We start from the raw sequence: 15,390 nt of genomic DNA, 5'->3' as shown, positions 1-15,390 counted from the left end.
GATGACGGGGCGGTGACAAGCGAATTGCGGAACATGGAAAGCCTTCGCGTCTATTTGGAAAGCAAACTTGACATGAACGATCGTCTATGACAAATAACCTTTACATCAAGGAAAGGACCATTGCCATGTCAGCTAGAAAACAAGCGCTTTTTTGGGCGGGAGCGATGCTTGCCATCGCCGTGCTCGCGGTTCTCGATGTCGTCCCTCAGGAGGTCGCGCAATTCTCCGTTCTGGTGCTGCCTGTGCTCGCATGGCTGGGCATCATGCCGCGGAGCGGCTGTTGCGCGTTTTTGCAGAAAGGCTCGGCATGACCGAGAACGCGAAATTCGCACTTACCCGCACCGTCCCTTTCTGGGCTGGGCTGACCTTTGCCGCATTCGGTGCGGTCGCGGGACTGGCGCTGAGCGACGCGATCAACACGGCGACCACGCTGCTGCTGATGACCGTGCCCGCAGCGCTCTTCTTCCAGACCATGCGCGTCGCCAATCGTGATGGCAGCTGCACCGGCAAGCGAGAAGTGCAACGGCGCTATACCAAGCGTGTGGCCCTGTTCACCTCGCTCTATCTTCTCGCGCTCGCGGTGATGACCTTCGCCGACAAGAACGGCGTCGGTTTACACGCGGTGCGCGTGGTCCTCGCCATGCTGCCGGGCCTCGCGATAATCGGTGTGTTCTGGTCGATCGGCAGGCTGATCGTCGAGGAGCGGGACGAGTTCCTGCGGATGCTCACCATTCGCCAGTCGCTGATCGCCACCGCGCTTGCGCTGAGCGCCGCCTCGGTCTGGGGCTTCCTCGAGACTGCCGACATCGTCATTCACCTGGATGCCTATTGGTGGGCGGTGGTCTGGTTCGGCGGCATCGGCGTGGGAGCTGTCATGAACCGGATGAAATACGGTTCATGGGGGGCGATGTGAAAAACCGCCTCAAGGTCCTGCGCGCCGAACGCGACTGGAGCCAGCAGGACCTCGCCGCGCGCCTCGAGGTCTCGCGTCAGAGCGTCAACGCCATCGAGACCGGGCGCTACGACCCTTCGCTGCCGCTCGCTTTTCGGATCGCGGATGTCTTCGGCCTCGCCATAGAAGAAATCTTTCTGCGCGAAGAATAGCGGTGCGGCGATTGACATGGCCCCTTCGATCCGTGAGCAACAGCCGCTCGGGTCGAAAGGGTTTTGTTCCATGCACGGTATGCACGACAGGCAGGGCGCGGACAGTGCCTTCGTTTTCGAGGGCGATTGGCGCGAATTCGCCAAAATCGCCTTTCCCAACCTGCTGCTGACGATCGTTACGCTGGGCATTTACCGCTTCTGGGCGACCACCCGCGAGCGGCGCTACTTGTGGTCGCGCAGCCGCTTCGTCGACGAACAACTCGAATGGGCGGGCACGGGAATGGAGCTGTTTCTCGGTTTCGTGATGGTCTTCGTGCTGTTCGGCATTCCCTATTTCGGGCTGAGCTTCGTCGCCCAGGCACTGATCGCACGCGGCTACGAGGCATGGGGCGTGGCGCTCAGCTTCGGCGCGCTGATCGCGATCTTCTACCTGCTCGGCGTAGCCCGTTTCCGCGCGCTTCGTTACCGCCTGTCGCGCACCCGCTGGCGCGGCATTCGCGGCGGCAGCAACGACCAGGGTTTCGGATTCGGCCTGTCCTACATGTGGAAGACGCTGGTCGGCTGGATCCCGCTCGGCCTGCTCGTTCCCTGGTCGATGACCAGCCTGTGGAACGAGCGCTGGTCGAAAATGAGCTTCGGCCCCTTCGCGTTCGAATCCGATGCCAAGGCGGGCGGCGTCTTCGGCCGTTTCCTGCTGTTCTATCTTGCGCCTTTCGTACTGTTCGCGGGCGGGGTGATAATGGCCGGCATGGGCATGCTGGCAGGCTACGGTATCGGCGGCGAAGACGGCATGGCCGTGGGCGGAGTGCTGGGCATATTGGGCCTGATCCTGTTCTTCTATCTCGGCCTCGGCCTGATCGCGGTGGCTTTCTATGCCAAATTCTACCGCGAAGTGGTCGGCGCGACGCGCTGGCGCGATCTCGAATTCAGCTTCGAGGCCACCACGCTCGACTGGGTCAAGCTACTGGTGGTCGATGCGCTGCTGGTTGTGTTTACATTGGGGATCGGGCTGATCTTCCTCTCCTACCGTCACTGGAAATTCTTCATGACGCATCTCGAGGCGAGGGGCGAAATCCTGCTCGACGAGCTGACCCAATCGGAAACGAAAACCGCCAGGCACGGCGAGGGCCTGCTCGACGCCTTCGACGTGGGCGCGATCTGAACGGATGGCAGACACCTTCGCCATTGCCGCCGAATGGTACGACGGCACCAATGCGGTGCGCCATTCGGGCGAACTGGCGTGGGACGGCAGCGGCGGCTTCACGCTGGTTAGCCCGACCGCGCGCGACAGCTTCGCGGCAGCCGACCTGCGCTTCGGCGAGACCCGGCCGGGCCAGCGCGTCTACCGGCGAGAAAGCCTGCCCGGCTTCCGGCTGATCCTGCCCGAGGACGTACCTCCGGGCCTTGCCGCGCAGCTCCCCGCGAAGAGCGACTATGGCGCGTGGATCGACCGGCTCGGGCTGGGCAAGGCGGCGGCGATCTTCGGCGTAGCGAGCGCTGCCGCGGTGGCGCTGTTCCTGACCGCGCCCGACTGGCTCGGTCCGCGCATTCCGGCCAGCTGGGAACGCAATATAGGCGAGGCGATGGTTGGCGATTTCGGCGGCCGCATCTGCAGCACGCCCGCCGGCGATGCTGCGCTCGCCAAGCTGCTCTCCAAGGTCGATCCGGCCGCGGAACGGGTGCGCGCCGGCATCGCCAATATCGACATGGTCAATGCGGTCGCGCTTCCGGGCGGGCAGGTGCTGTTGTTCGACGGGCTGGTGCAGCAGGCGGAAAGTCCGGAGGAGCTTGCCGGGGTACTGGGGCACGAAGTCGGCCATGTGCGCGAGCGGCACGTCATGACCGCGTTGCTGCGGCAATTCGGCCTCTCGATCCTGCTCGCGGGCGCCGATTCGGGCGTTACCAACTCCATCTTCGGGCTCGCTTCGATGGGCTATTCGCGCGAAGCCGAGCGCGAGGCCGATGAATATGCCCGCGCCCGCCTGAAGGAGAGCAACATCTCGCCACTGGGTGCAGCAGGGTTCTTCGAGAGAATGTCGGAGGAATACGGCGAAAACGCCGACGCCCCGGCTCTGGCGGGCTGGTTGGCGAGCCATCCCTCCTCGGGCGAGCGCGCCGAAGCCTATCGCGACGCGGCCGACGATGGCGGGAATTATGCGCCGGTACTGACACCCGGCGAGTTCGCCGCCCTCAAATCAATGTGCGAAGAAGATCCGGACGTCGAAGAATTCGACTTCTTCTAAGCCTTGCATTCGCGCGGCTGCGGGGCGACATCGAGCGCCATGTTCGACACCAAGCATTTCGAGCTGGCCGACGGGCGGCGCATCGCCTTTCGCCATATCCGCGGCAACGGCCCTGCGCTGGTGTTCCTGCCCGGCTACATGTCGGACATGGCGGGCGGCAAGGCGAGCGCGCTGTTCGACTGGGCCCGCGAACAGGGCCGCGCGTGCCTGCTGCTCGATTATTCGGGCTGCGGCGAAAGCGAGGGCGACTTCGCCGACGGCACGCTCTCGCGATGGCGCGATGAGGTGCTCGCGCTGATCGATGAGACCATCGAGGGGCCGGTCATCGTTATCGGGTCTTCGATGGGCGGCTGGCTGATGCTGATGGTCGGCCTAGCGCTGGGCGAGCGGCTGGCGGGCATGGTCGGCATCGCCTCGGCTCCCGATTTCACCGAATGGGGCTATTCCGCAGCCGACAAGGCGACGCTTGCGGGCGGGGAAACCGTTTATGAAGACAATCCCTATGGGCCCGATCCAACGCCCATGCATCCCGGCTTTTTCGCCGACGGTCAGGCGCAGTTGCTGCTGGGCGGCCCGATCGCGATCGATGCACCCGTGCGGCTGATCCACGGCCAGCGCGATGCCGATGTGCCATGGGAGATCAGCCTGCGCCTCGCCGAGGGCCTGCGTTCGGACGACGTACAGGTCGCGCTGGTAAAGGACGGCGACCATCGCCTGTCGCGCGAGCAGGATATCGCCCTGCTGCTGCGCACGATCGACGCGCTTTCGAAAGGCTCCGCATGATTGCCTCCGCCCTTGCCCTGCTGCTGATGCAGGTCGGCCCCAACCCCTCGCTCGACGCTTTTCCCGGAACGCCCGAAGAATTGCGCGACCGGCCAGAACGGCCGCGCGCCGGGCAGCCCCCTGCCATCGCCTCCGAAGCGGGCAGCAAGCTCGCCGAATGCGTCAACCTGGCGCGCGAGGATGCCGAGGCGGCAAGCGATTTCGCGCAGAATTGGCGCGAAACCGCCGCCAGCCAGCTGGAACTCGCCCAGTCCGCGCATTGCCTCGGCCTGGCACTTGTCCGGCAGGGAGACTTCGAAGGGGCACAGCGTGCCTTCGATCTTGCGACAGACGAAGTGCCTCCGGGCGCCCCCGCCTATCAGGCGCGGCTGGCGGCAATGTCGGGCAATGCGGCCATGGCGCAGGGCAAGCCCGCGATTGCCGAAATCGCCTTCAGCCGGGCTGTGAGTTTCGCCACCAGCGCCGCCGACGCCTCGCTCGCCGCTAGCGTTTCCATCGATCGCGCGCGCGCGCTGGTGGCCCTCGAGCGGAATGACGAGGCGGTCTCGGCGCTTGCGGGCGCACGCGCCGGCGATCCCGGCAATGCGCGTGCCTGGCTGCTCTCGGCGACGCTGTCGCGCAGGCTCGAACGGCTCGGCGAGGCACGCGAGCAGATCGCGCAGGCCGCGCTGCTTTCACCGCAGAATCCGGCGGTGGGACTGGAAGCGGGGGTGATCGCCGCGCTTGCGGGTCGCGAGGAGGAAGCGCGCCGAAGTTTCGAATCCGTCCTGCTGGTCGCTCCGCAAAGCGCGGAGGCGAGGCGCGCGCGCGACTATCTGGAGCAACTCGCATCGTGACCGACTTTTCGGTGCTCGACCTCGTGCCGGTGCGCGAAGGCGGAACACTCGGTGAGGCATTCGACGCGGCGACAGCGCTGGCCGGAACCGCGGAAAAGACGGGTTGCAAGCGCTTCTGGGTGGCCGAGCATCACGCGATGGCGGGCATTGCGGGCGGCGCGACGTCGGTCGTGCTGGCGCATATCGGCAATGCCACCTCGACCATCCGCATCGGCTCGGGCGGGATCATGCTGCCCAACCATACGCCGTTCCAGATCGCCGAGCAGTTCGGCACGCTCGATGCGCTGTTCCCCGGACGGATCGACCTCGGTCTCGGCCGCGCGCCGGGTGCGGGGCCCGAACTGCAGCGCGCACTGCGCAAGGATCTCCATCGTGCCGCCGAGATGTTCCCGCAGGACGTGGCCGAGCTGATCGCGCTGATGGCAGGCGAGGCGGCAATCCATCCCACGCCGGGCCTCGGCGCGCGGCCCGAATTCTGGATGCTGGGTTCGAGCCTGTTCGGGGCCCGGCTCGCCGCCAGGCTCGGCCTGCCCTATGCCTTCGCCAGCCATTTCGCGCCCGACCATCTCGATTCCGCGCTCGAGCTCTATCGCCGCGATTTCCAGCCTTCCGAACACTGCGAGAAACCGCATGTCATGGCGGCGATGAACCTGTTCGTCGGAGATACCGAGGAAGAGGCGGAATATCTCGCTACCTCGCAACTCCAGGCCTTCGTCGCGCTGCGAACCGGTACGCCCGGCAAGCTGCCCCCGCCGATTCGCGGGTATCGCGAACAGCTCCCCGCGCAGGCACAGGCCATGCTCGCCCATATCGGCCAGGCCAGTGCGATCGGCACGCCGCGGCAGGCCGCCGAGGCGGTGCAGGCCTTCATCGCGCGCACCGGGGCGGACGAGATCATATTCGGCGGGAGCATGTTCGACGCCGAGGCGCGCTGCCGCTCGCTGGAGCTCGTGTTGGAGCAGCTGGCCGGCTAGGCATGCCGTAGCGTCGACGAGCGACGCAGGCTTCGCATACGATTGCATTTTCTCGTGCGGATTGCCTTGCAGGGCGAGTCCAACGGGCCTAGGCGCAGCGCGCAGGTCGTGGCGCACACGACTCGGATATTTCGCGGCGCGGAAACGATCATGCGCCGCCAGGAGAGAGGCCCCGCATGGGTTCGAGAACTGCCGCCCTTCCCAAGAAGCTCCAGAACGCGATTACCGAAAGAATGCGGCTTTCGCTGCTGACCGGAGATACGCCGTTCGAGAAGGAACGTCTGGGCGATGCCGCGGCCTTCGTCGGTGAGCTGGCCGCGCAGCGCACGCTGGGCCGCTCGGCCATGGCGATCGAAAGCATCAGCGACGAGCGCCGCCTGACGCGGATCGCGATCATCAACGACGACATGCCGTTCCTCGTCGACTCGGTCGCCGCGACGATTGCCGCACTGGGCCTTTCGATCGACCGCCTGGTCCACCCCGTCATCCCGGTCGAGCGCGACGACGCGGACAAGCTGATCGCGATTCCCGATGGCGATCCGGAAGACGCCTATTGGGAATCGATGATCTACATCGAGGCTGCGCGCGTCGATGCGAAGACCCGCCGCCAGCTGCAGGAATCGCTCAAGGAAACGCTCGCCGATGTCCGCGCGGCAGTCTCGGACTGGCCCAAGATGCAGGACGCGATGGCGGCGGACGCCCAACGGATCGCCGCTGCCGACAGCGAAGGTGCCGAACTGCTCGACTGGCTCAATTCGGGCATGCTCACCCAGCTCGGCCATGTAAAACGCTATCGCGACGGACGGCAGGAAGACGAGTTCGGCATTTGCCGCAAGAGCGCGGCGCAATTGCTCGCCGAGGCCTCCTATGAACGCGCCTTTGCCTGGTTCGAGGCCGACGGGGACCGTCGCCGCCCGTTAATCATCAAGGCCAATCGCCTCAGCAATGTTCATCGCCGCGTCCCGCTCGACCTGTTCATCATACCCGTCGGGGAACCGGGCAAGCCGGCCGCTCTTTCGGTCCATGCGGGGGTCTGGACCAGCGCCGCGCTGGCCGCCGCACCGCGCGCCGTGCCGCGCCTGCGCCGCGAACTCGAAACACTGCGCGAACGCCACGGCTTCGACGATACGGGTCATGCCGGAAAGGCCCTGGTCCATGCGTTGACCACGCTGCCGCACGACCTGCTGATCGGCTTCTCCGAAGGCGACGTCGAGCGCGTCGCGACCACCATGATGAGCCTGGTCGACCGCCCGCGCCCACGGCTCGCGCTGGTCGAGGCGCCGCTGGCGCGCCACCTCTTCGCCTTTGTCTGGCTGCCGCGCGACATGGTCGCAACGCAAGTCCGGCTCGAGATTCAGGCGTTGCTCGAAGAAGCCGCATCCGCGCGGCTGCTCGACTGGAGCCTCGAGGTCGAAGGAGGCAATCTCGCCACGATCCGCTTCGTCCTGGATATTCGCGATGGCGACAAGGCACCCGACGAGGCCCGGCTCGAACAGCAGATGCAAACGCTGCTGCGCGGCTGGAGCGAAGCGGTCGAGGCCGAACTCGCGACGATCGAGGAGCCATCCCGCGCGGCGGGCCTAGCCATGCGTTTCGCCGACTCCTTCCCGACCGCCTTTCGCGGTCGCTATGGCCCGCGCGAAGCCGCGCTCGACATCGCGAGGTTGCATGATCTCGGTGCCAGCGTCGAAAACGACGACGTGGTCCGCGGGGCGCGGCTGTATTACTGCGAGCGCGAACTGCCCGGCTGCCTGCGACTCAAACTCTACCAGTCCGAAGGCAGCCTGCCACTGTCCGAAGGCGTGCCCGCGCTCGAGGATTTCGGGTTCTACGTGCGCTCGGAAATGCCCACCGTGCTCGATGAGGGGCGGCTCGGAACGGTCCACGATTTCCTGCTCGACCTCAAGCCGGGCGCCGATCCCAAGGCGCTGATCGAGCGGTCGGACGCGATCGAAGAGGCGGTCGCCGCGGTGCTCAATGGCGAAGCGGAAAACGATCCTTTCAACCGGCTGGTGCCCGAGGCCGGGCTGGCCGCGCGTGAGGCCAACTGGCTGCGCGCCTTTTACCGTTACCTGCGCCAGGCGGGCATGGGCTTCACGATCTATACTGTCGTCGATGCGCTCGCCGCCGCACCCGACGTGACCCGCGCGCTGATCGCGCTGTTCACCGCACGCCACGATCCCGAGTTCGGCAGCGGACGCGAGAAGGCGATCGAGGAAGCGCGCAACGCGATCAAGCGTGGCCTCTTCAAGGTCAAGGCGATCAACGACGACCGTTTGCTGCGCCTCTACAATTCGCTGATCGATGCGATCCTGCGCACGAACGCGTTCGCGCCCGCGGCCGCAGAGGCGCTCGCCTTCAAGATCGATTCGGCCAAGGTTCCGGGCCTGCCCAAGCCGATCCCCTATCGCGAAATCTTCGTCTATTCGCGCCGGGTCGAGGGCATCCATTTGCGCAGCGGCCCCGTGGCGCGCGGGGGCCTGCGATGGTCCGACCGGCGGGACGATTTCCGCACCGAAATCCTCGGCCTGATGAAGGCGCAGCGGGTGAAGAACGCCGTGATCGTGCCGACCGGAGCGAAGGGCGGTTTCTATCCCAAACAATTGCCAAGCCCCGCGATCGACCGCGAAGGCTGGGTCGCCGAAGGGCGCAGCAGCTACGAGACATTCATCCGTACGCTGCTGTCGGTCACGGACAACATCGTGGACGACAAGGTCGTGCACCCGGACCAGGTCGTCATCACCGATGGCGAGGATCCCTATTTCGTCGTTGCCGCCGACAAGGGCACCGCCACCTTCTCCGACATTGCCAATGCGATCGCGCAGTCGAGGGACTTCTGGCTGGACGATGCCTTCGCGTCCGGCGGTTCGAAAGGCTACGACCACAAGGCCATGGGCATCACCGCCAAGGGGGCCTGGGTCAGCGTGCAGCGCCACTTCCTCGAATTGGGCGTGGACGTGCAGAGCGACAGCATCGAGGTCGTGGGGTGCGGCGACATGTCGGGCGACGTCTTCGGCAATGGCATGCTTTTGTCGAAAGCGATCAAGCTCGTCGCCGCCTTCGACCACCGGCATATCTTCCTCGACCCCGATCCCGATCCGGCGACCAGCTGGAAGGAGCGCAAGCGCCTGTTCGGCCTGCAGCGGTCGAGTTGGGAAGATTATGACGAGAAGCTCATCTCGAAGGGCGGCGGCGTATTCCCGCGCGATGCCAAGAGCATCAAGCTGTCCAAGGCGGTGCAGGCCAAGCTCGGCATCGAGCAAAGCGAGATCGAACCCGAGGCACTGATTTCGGCGATCCTGCGGACGCCGGTCGACCTGATCTGGTTCGGCGGTATCGGCACCTATATCAAGGCCGCCCAGGAGAACAACGTCCAGGTGGGCGATCCCGCCAACGATGCGCTGCGCGTCGATGCGTGCGCGGTGCGGGCCAAGGTCATCGGCGAAGGTGCCAATCTCGGCATTACCCAGGCCGGCCGCATCGAATTCTCGCTCCACGGCGGCCGCTGCAACACCGACTTCATCGACAATTCGGCCGGCGTCGACTGCTCGGACAACGAGGTCAATATCAAGATCGCGCTGGCGGCCGCAAAGCGTTCGGGCAAGCTCAGCGAACGCAGGCGCGTCGCGCTGCTCGAATCGATGACCGACGAGGTCGCGCAGATCGTGCTGGAGGACAATCGCCTGCAGGCGCTCGCGCTGTCGATCGCCGAACAGGGCGGGGCCGTCGCGGTGCCGCCGCAGCTGCGGCTGATCGAGGCGCTCGAAGATCGCGGTGCGCTCGACCGCCAGACGGAGGGCCTTGCCTCGAGCGAAAACCTCGGGCGTCGCGCCTCCGACGGACAGGGCCTGACCCGTCCCGAACTGGCCGTGCTGCTGTCATCGACCAAGCTGGTTCTGCAGGATGCCATCGAGCAGAGCAGCCTGCCCGACGATCCCAGCGTCGCCCGCCTGCTGGTCGATTACTTCCCCTCGGCCATGCGCAAGAAGTTCAAGCAGCAGATCGAAACGCACCAGCTGCGCCGCGAAATCGTCGCCACCGCGCTGGCCAACCGCTTCGTCAATCGCATGGGCTTCGTCCATCCCTTCGAACTCGCGGAAGAAGAAGGCGTGGGTCTTGCCGATGTCACCGCCGCCTTCGTCGCGGCGGACCAGCTGTTCGGCGCGGGCGATTTGTGGGAGGAACTGGAGACGGCCGCGATGCCGGAGGATGTGCGCATCTACCTGTTCCGCCACACGGCAGGCGCACTGCGCAGCCAGATGGCGGACCTCATCCGAACCGGGATAAGCGCCGAACCTCCGAGCAAGATCATAGCCAGCCTGAAGGATCGCGTGGCACGGCTGATGACCGGATCGGAGGAGCTGCTGACTGCGGCGTCGATCCGGCAATCGGACAGGCTCAAGGCGGAATTCGTAGATATGGGCGCGCCCGAGACACTCGCCGCGCGCGTCACGCACCTCTACCAGATCGACGGTGCGGTAGGGCTGGCCGCGCTCTCGCGCGCCGCCGAGATCGAGGTGCGCGCCCTGACCGCCGCCTTCACCGATCTGGGCGAGCGCATCGGGCTGGACTGGGCGCAGAGCACATCGGCGATGATGAACCCGTCGGACGTGTGGGAGCGTCTGCTGGTCGCCGGGCTCTCGCGCGACTTCCAGCAGATGCGATTGGAGTTCCTGCGTCGGCTTTCACGTCGGAAGGGCGCCAAGAAGGACCCGATCGGCGCGGTTGCCGGATGGGCGGATGAACACGCCGCCGCAATCCGCCGATTCCGCGCCATGGTCGGCCGCGCGCAGGCGCAGAGCGAGGTCGCTCCGGCCATGCTGGCACAGGTCGCCAGCATGGCGCGCAACCTGCTCGCGCGTTAGCACTGTGCTTGACCGGCCGACGTTTTCGCGCCAGCCAGCGCGGCGATGGAACATTACGACGTCGTCATCGTGGGTTCGGGGCACGGCGGTGCACAGGCCGCCATTGCCCTGAGGCAGAACGGCCACGAGGGATCGATCCTCATGGTCAGCCGAGACCGCAATCCGCCCTATGAACGCCCACCACTGTCGAAGGAATATCTCGCGGGCGACAAGCCCTTCGAGCGAATCCAGATCCGGCCCGAGCAGTTCTGGGCCGACAAGAACATCGAGCTGCGGCTGGGCCGCAATGTCAACGAGGTCGACCCGATCGCGCACGAGCTGGGCCTGTCGGACGACACGCGGATCACCTATCGCAAGCTGATCTGGGCAGGGGGCGGCGACGCGCGGCGCCTGTCGTGCCCGGGCTGCGATCTTGCCGGGATCCACTACATCCGCTCGCGCCGCGATGTCGACACGCTCAAAGAGGAACTGGCCGCGGGTGCCCGGCGTGCGGTGATCGTCGGCGCCGGTTACATCGGCCTCGAAGCCGCCGCCGTGCTGCGCAAGCTGGGCTGCGCGGTCACGGTGGTCGAGATGCTCGACCGCGTGCTCGCGCGCGTGGCGGGCCCGGAACTGTCTGAATTCTATGCCGCCTACCACCGCGAGCAGGGCGTCGACCTGCGCCTGTCGACCGGCGTCGAGACGATCGAGGGCAAGGACGGCCGCGTCACCGGCGTGCTGACCGATAGCGGCGAGAAGATTGCCTGCGACGTTATTATCGCCGGCATCGGCATCGTGCCTGCGGTAGGCCCGCTCATCGCGGCGGGCGCGGCGGGATCGAACGGGGTCGATGTCGATGCCTACGGGCGAACCACGCTGGACGATATCTACGCCATCGGCGACTGCGCCAGCCACGCCAACCCTTACGCCGACAATGCGGTCATCCGGCTGGAATCGGTCCAGAACGCCAACGATATGGCGACCTGTGCGGCCAAGGCGATCATGGGCGACAAACAGGATTACGACGCGGTGCCATGGTTCTGGTCGAACCAGTACGATCTGCGGCTGCAGACCGTGGGCGTTGCGATCGGATACGATGCGACCGTGCTGCGCGGCGATCCGGCGGCGAAGAAATTCAGCGTGGTCTATCTGAAGGAAGGCTGCGTGATCGCGCTCGACTGCGTCAACAACACCAAGGACTATGTCCAGGGTCGCAAGCTGGTGATGGACCGCGCCGAGATCGATCCCGGCCTGCTTGCCGATGCAGAGGTCCAGCTCAAGGAGATGCGCTGAGCCGCATCAGCGCCCATCGCGCGGCCTCGGCAACGGTCGGATCAGTGTCCTCGCACAGTCGCGCGACCATGGGTTTTAGCGTGGCCGATCCGCTGTTGCCCGCGGCATAGAGGCAGTTTCGCACGAAGCGATCGCGCCCGATCCGCTTGATCGGCGATCCTGAAAAAAACTGGCGGAACCCCGCGTCGTCGAACTGCAGGAATGCGGCGAGCTCCGGGGCAAGCAATTCCTCGCGCGGGGCGAGCTTGAGATGCCGGTGCGCGGTATCGGCGAACTTGTTCCACGGGCACACCGCCAGGCAATCGTCGCAGCCGTAGATGCGGTTGCCCAGTGCAGCGCGGAATTGCTCGGGGATCGGCCCCTTGTGCTCGATCGTGAGATAGGAAATGCAGCGCCGCGCATCGAGCTGATAGGGTCGCGGGAAGGCATCGGTGGGACAGGCGTCCTGGCACGCGCGGCAGTTACCACAGCGATCGGCATGCGGTTGGTCGGGAGCGAAATCGAGGGTGGAATAAATGGCGCCGAGGAACAGCCATGAGCCGTGCTCGCGGCTAACGAGATTGGTGTGCTTGCCCTGCCAGCCGATCCCCGCCGCCTCGCCCAGCGGCTTCTCCATCACCGGCGCGGTGTCGACGAAGACCTTGAGCTCGCTGGCGGGCTCGCGCGCGATCAGCCAGCGCGCCAGCGCCTTGAGCGCTTTCTTGACCACGTCGTGATAGTCGCGCCCATGGGCATAGACCGAAATGCGCGCCTTTTCCGGAGCCTCTTCCAGCGCCAGCGGATCGACATCGGGCGCGTAGCTCATGCCGAGTGCGATGACGCTCCTCGCCTCGGGCCACAGCCCCTGCGGCGAAGCGCGCTGCACCTTGCGATCCTCCATCCATTGCATCGAACCGTGGCGACCCGCCCCGAGAAATTCCTCCAGGCGCGCGGCGCGATGAGGGTCGGGAGTGGCAGGCGCGAAGCCGCAGGCGGCGAAACCGAGCCGCGCCGCCTCCTCGCGCAAGTCCGTCTGCAACCCAGAATTAACCACGCTTGCGTGTGCTCCCGTTCATTGCCAGCCGTTATACATGCGCCCATGCTTACCGGGACCGGCACCATGACGCGACCCCACGCTTGCGGCCATGGTCCGCTCGCTATCGAGGCAAACGGGCTGGTCAAGCGCTTCGACGGCACGCTGGCGGTGGACGGCGTCGATATCGCCGTGCCCGAAGGCGCGATCTACGGCATCCTCGGCCCCAATGGCGCTGGCAAGACCACGACCTTGCGCATGCTGTTGGGCATTATCGATCCCGACGAAGGCGTTCGCCGGGTGTTCGGCAACGACCGTCCGCACGAGGTGGCCAAGTTGATCGGCTACCTTCCCGAGGAACGCGGCCTCTACCCGGCCATGAAATGCGACGAAGCGATCGCCTTCATGGGTGCACTACGCGGGCTACCGCTCGCTGAGGGCAAGGCGCGCGGGAGCGAGCTGCTCGAAGCCCACGGCCTGGGCCATGCGATCGACCGCCAGATCCGCCAGCTTTCCAAGGGCATGGCGCAGACCGTGCAATTGCTCGGAACGCTCGTCCACCGTCCGAAGCTGGTGGTGTTCGACGAACCCTTCAGCGGGCTGGACGCGATCAACCAGGGCAAGCTGGAGGTCATGATCCGCGAACTCGCAAAGACCGGCACGACGGTGATCTTCTCCACCCACGTCATCCATCATGCCGAGCGGCTGTGCGACGAGGTCGCCATCATTGCCGGGGGCAAGGTACCCTATGCCGGATCGGTCGATGCCGCGCGCGACCGCATCCCCGCGCAGGTGAGGCTGGAAACGCGCTCCAGCGAGGGTGCCTGGCGCGCGGCGCTCCCCGATGACGCGCGCCATGACCGCAAGGGAGACGACAGCCATTTCTGGTGCTTCCCTGTCCCCGAGACCGGGATCGAGGCGCTGCTCAAGCGACTGATCGAGGGCGAGGCGGGAATTCTGTCGCTGTCGATCGAGCGCGCCGGTCTGCATGATGCATTCGTCGAGATCGCGGGCGCAGCGGCGGCCCGCGCGCTCGACGAGGATACCGCCGGAGGGGTAGGTCGATGAGCGACACTACCCGCCTGACGCGCTTCGAAGCCGCCCGGGTCGTCGCACGGCGTGATTTTCACGCAATCCTGTTCAGCCGCGCCTTCCTCTTCTTCCTGCTCGGACCGCTGTTTCCGATCCTGATCGGCGCGCTCGCAGGCGGAATCGGCGGACAGGTCCAGCGCGATGCGACCACTCGTCTGGTCGCGGTGGTCATGGCCGAGGCGGATGCCGAGGCGATGGTCGAAGCACGCGCGCGGCTCGCACCGCAGATCGGCCGCGCCTTGCCGGAACTCGCAATCTCACGGTCCTCCGCCCCGCCCGAGGAGATCCTGCGCGAAACGGGCAGGAATTACGCTGCGGTCGTTACCGGAACGCTCGATGCGCCCGAGGTTACGGCGCCGCAGGAAGCGATCGCCATGTGGAGCGGGCCGATCGCCATGATCGCCGCACATGCGGATGCGAGCGAGGTGCAGGCCTATCCCGCCGTCGCGGCGCGTCCCGTCGCCACCAGCAGGGCTGCCGAGCGGAGCGACCGCATCCGTACCGCGCAGGCCGGCCAGCTCATCCTGTTCCTGCTAATGATGCTTCTCGCCGGCATGGTGCTGTCGAACCTGGTCGAAGAGAAGGCCAACAAAGTGATCGAGGTGCTTGCCGCGGCGATCCCGATGGATGCGGTGTTTCTCGGCAAGCTCGTCGCCATGCTGGGCGTCAGCTTCGTCGGCATCGCGGTCTGGGCCGTGGCGGGGGGCGCGATAGGACTGCTTGCCGGAAACGCGCTGCCGCAGCTGCCCGAGCCGGCGCTCGGCTGGCCGCTCTTCGTCGCATTCGGGATCGCCTATTTCGCCATGGGTTACCTCTTGCTCGGTTCGCTCTTCCTGACCATCGGCGGCATGGCGGCGACCGTCCGCGAGGTGCAGACGCTGTCGATGCCGGTGACCATGGCGCAATTGTTGGTGTTCTTCCTCGCGGCATCCTCGATCACCCGGCCGGGATCGCCCATCGAACTGTTCTCGGCCGTGTTTCCGCTATCCTCGCCCTTCGCCATGCTTGCGCGTGCGGCCCAATCGGAGGCGCTGTGGCCACATGCTCTGGCGCTGGCATGGCAGGCGCTATGCGTGTTTGCATTCGTGCGCGTCGGTGCAACGATCTTCCGCCGCCGCGTCATGAAATCGGGAAAGGCTGGTCGCGCAGTGAAAGGACATGTCGGTGGGACGAAACCGGTCTGAATCGTCGCGTAGATTCCATCGCTAT

The 15,390-nt window shown here is 65.9% G+C and carries 13 protein-coding genes; 12 read left to right on the top strand and 1 reads right to left on the bottom strand.

Annotated elements, in window-relative coordinates:
* The first annotated feature begins 86 nt into the window (after positions 1-86).
* From ACQY4G_RS05780 to ACQY4G_RS05735, 10 genes are all read left to right on the top strand, one after another.
* A complete protein-coding gene (locus ACQY4G_RS05780; protein ID WP_421989395.1) occupies positions 87-311 on the top strand; it encodes a hypothetical protein in 225 nt (74 codons plus the stop codon).
* Positions 308-913: a hypothetical protein gene (locus ACQY4G_RS05775; protein WP_421989393.1), complete on the top strand. Its 606-nt coding sequence runs from the start codon at positions 308-310 to the stop codon at positions 911-913. The genes ACQY4G_RS05780 and ACQY4G_RS05775 overlap by 4 nt, the downstream gene beginning before the upstream one ends.
* Positions 910-1,104 (top strand): helix-turn-helix transcriptional regulator, encoded by a 195-nt coding sequence (locus ACQY4G_RS05770; protein ID WP_421989391.1) that lies wholly within the window; start codon positions 910-912, stop codon positions 1,102-1,104. The genes ACQY4G_RS05775 and ACQY4G_RS05770 overlap by 4 nt, the downstream gene beginning before the upstream one ends.
* Positions 1,105-1,183: 79 nt before the next feature.
* On the top strand, positions 1,184-2,266 hold the full coding sequence (locus tag ACQY4G_RS05765) for a YjgN family protein (protein ID WP_421993576.1): 1,083 nt from the start codon (positions 1,184-1,186) through the stop codon (positions 2,264-2,266).
* A 4-nt stretch (positions 2,267-2,270) separates the two neighbouring features.
* Positions 2,271-3,347, top strand: a complete 1,077-nt coding sequence (locus ACQY4G_RS05760) for a M48 family metallopeptidase (RefSeq protein ID WP_421989389.1) — start codon at positions 2,271-2,273, stop codon at positions 3,345-3,347.
* A 39-nt stretch (positions 3,348-3,386) separates the two neighbouring features.
* On the top strand, positions 3,387-4,130 hold the full coding sequence (locus ACQY4G_RS05755; protein WP_421989387.1) for an alpha/beta fold hydrolase: 744 nt from the start codon (positions 3,387-3,389) through the stop codon (positions 4,128-4,130).
* Entirely contained in the window at positions 4,127-4,966 is an 840-nt protein-coding gene (locus tag ACQY4G_RS05750) for a tetratricopeptide repeat protein (protein WP_421989385.1), read from the top strand. The genes ACQY4G_RS05755 and ACQY4G_RS05750 overlap by 4 nt, the downstream gene beginning before the upstream one ends.
* On the top strand, positions 4,963-5,940 hold the full coding sequence (locus ACQY4G_RS05745) for an LLM class flavin-dependent oxidoreductase (RefSeq protein ID WP_421989384.1): 978 nt from the start codon (positions 4,963-4,965) through the stop codon (positions 5,938-5,940). The genes ACQY4G_RS05750 and ACQY4G_RS05745 overlap by 4 nt, the downstream gene beginning before the upstream one ends.
* 176 nt (positions 5,941-6,116) lie before the next feature.
* The gene (locus ACQY4G_RS05740) at positions 6,117-10,805 is read left to right on the top strand and encodes an NAD-glutamate dehydrogenase (protein ID WP_421989382.1); all 4,689 of its coding nucleotides are present in this window, start codon (positions 6,117-6,119) and stop codon (positions 10,803-10,805) included.
* A 45-nt stretch (positions 10,806-10,850) separates the two neighbouring features.
* Entirely contained in the window at positions 10,851-12,077 is a 1,227-nt protein-coding gene (locus tag ACQY4G_RS05735) for an NAD(P)/FAD-dependent oxidoreductase (RefSeq protein WP_421989380.1), read from the top strand.
* Here ACQY4G_RS05735 and queG read toward each other — a convergent pair.
* A complete protein-coding gene (queG, locus tag ACQY4G_RS05730; RefSeq protein WP_421989378.1) occupies positions 12,061-13,095 on the bottom strand; it encodes a tRNA epoxyqueuosine(34) reductase QueG in 1,035 nt (344 codons plus the stop codon). The two genes, ACQY4G_RS05735 and queG, sit on opposite strands and share 17 nt — an antisense overlap.
* A gap of 81 nt (positions 13,096-13,176) precedes the next feature.
* Between queG and ACQY4G_RS05725 the strand changes: the two genes are divergently transcribed.
* Together ACQY4G_RS05725 and ACQY4G_RS05720 are read left to right on the top strand one after the other, a co-directional pair.
* Positions 13,177-14,157 (top strand): ABC transporter ATP-binding protein, encoded by a 981-nt coding sequence (locus tag ACQY4G_RS05725; protein WP_421989376.1) that lies wholly within the window; start codon positions 13,177-13,179, stop codon positions 14,155-14,157.
* Entirely contained in the window at positions 14,154-15,365 is a 1,212-nt protein-coding gene (locus tag ACQY4G_RS05720; RefSeq protein ID WP_421989374.1) for an ABC transporter permease, read from the top strand. The genes ACQY4G_RS05725 and ACQY4G_RS05720 overlap by 4 nt, the downstream gene beginning before the upstream one ends.
* Positions 15,366-15,390 lie beyond the last annotated feature (25 nt).

Origin of the sequence: Qipengyuania sp. (assembly GCF_965277845.1) — a bacterium.
Classification (GTDB): Bacteria; Pseudomonadota; Alphaproteobacteria; order Sphingomonadales; family Sphingomonadaceae; genus Qipengyuania.
This window is presented reverse-complemented; position numbering and strand designations above follow the sequence as displayed.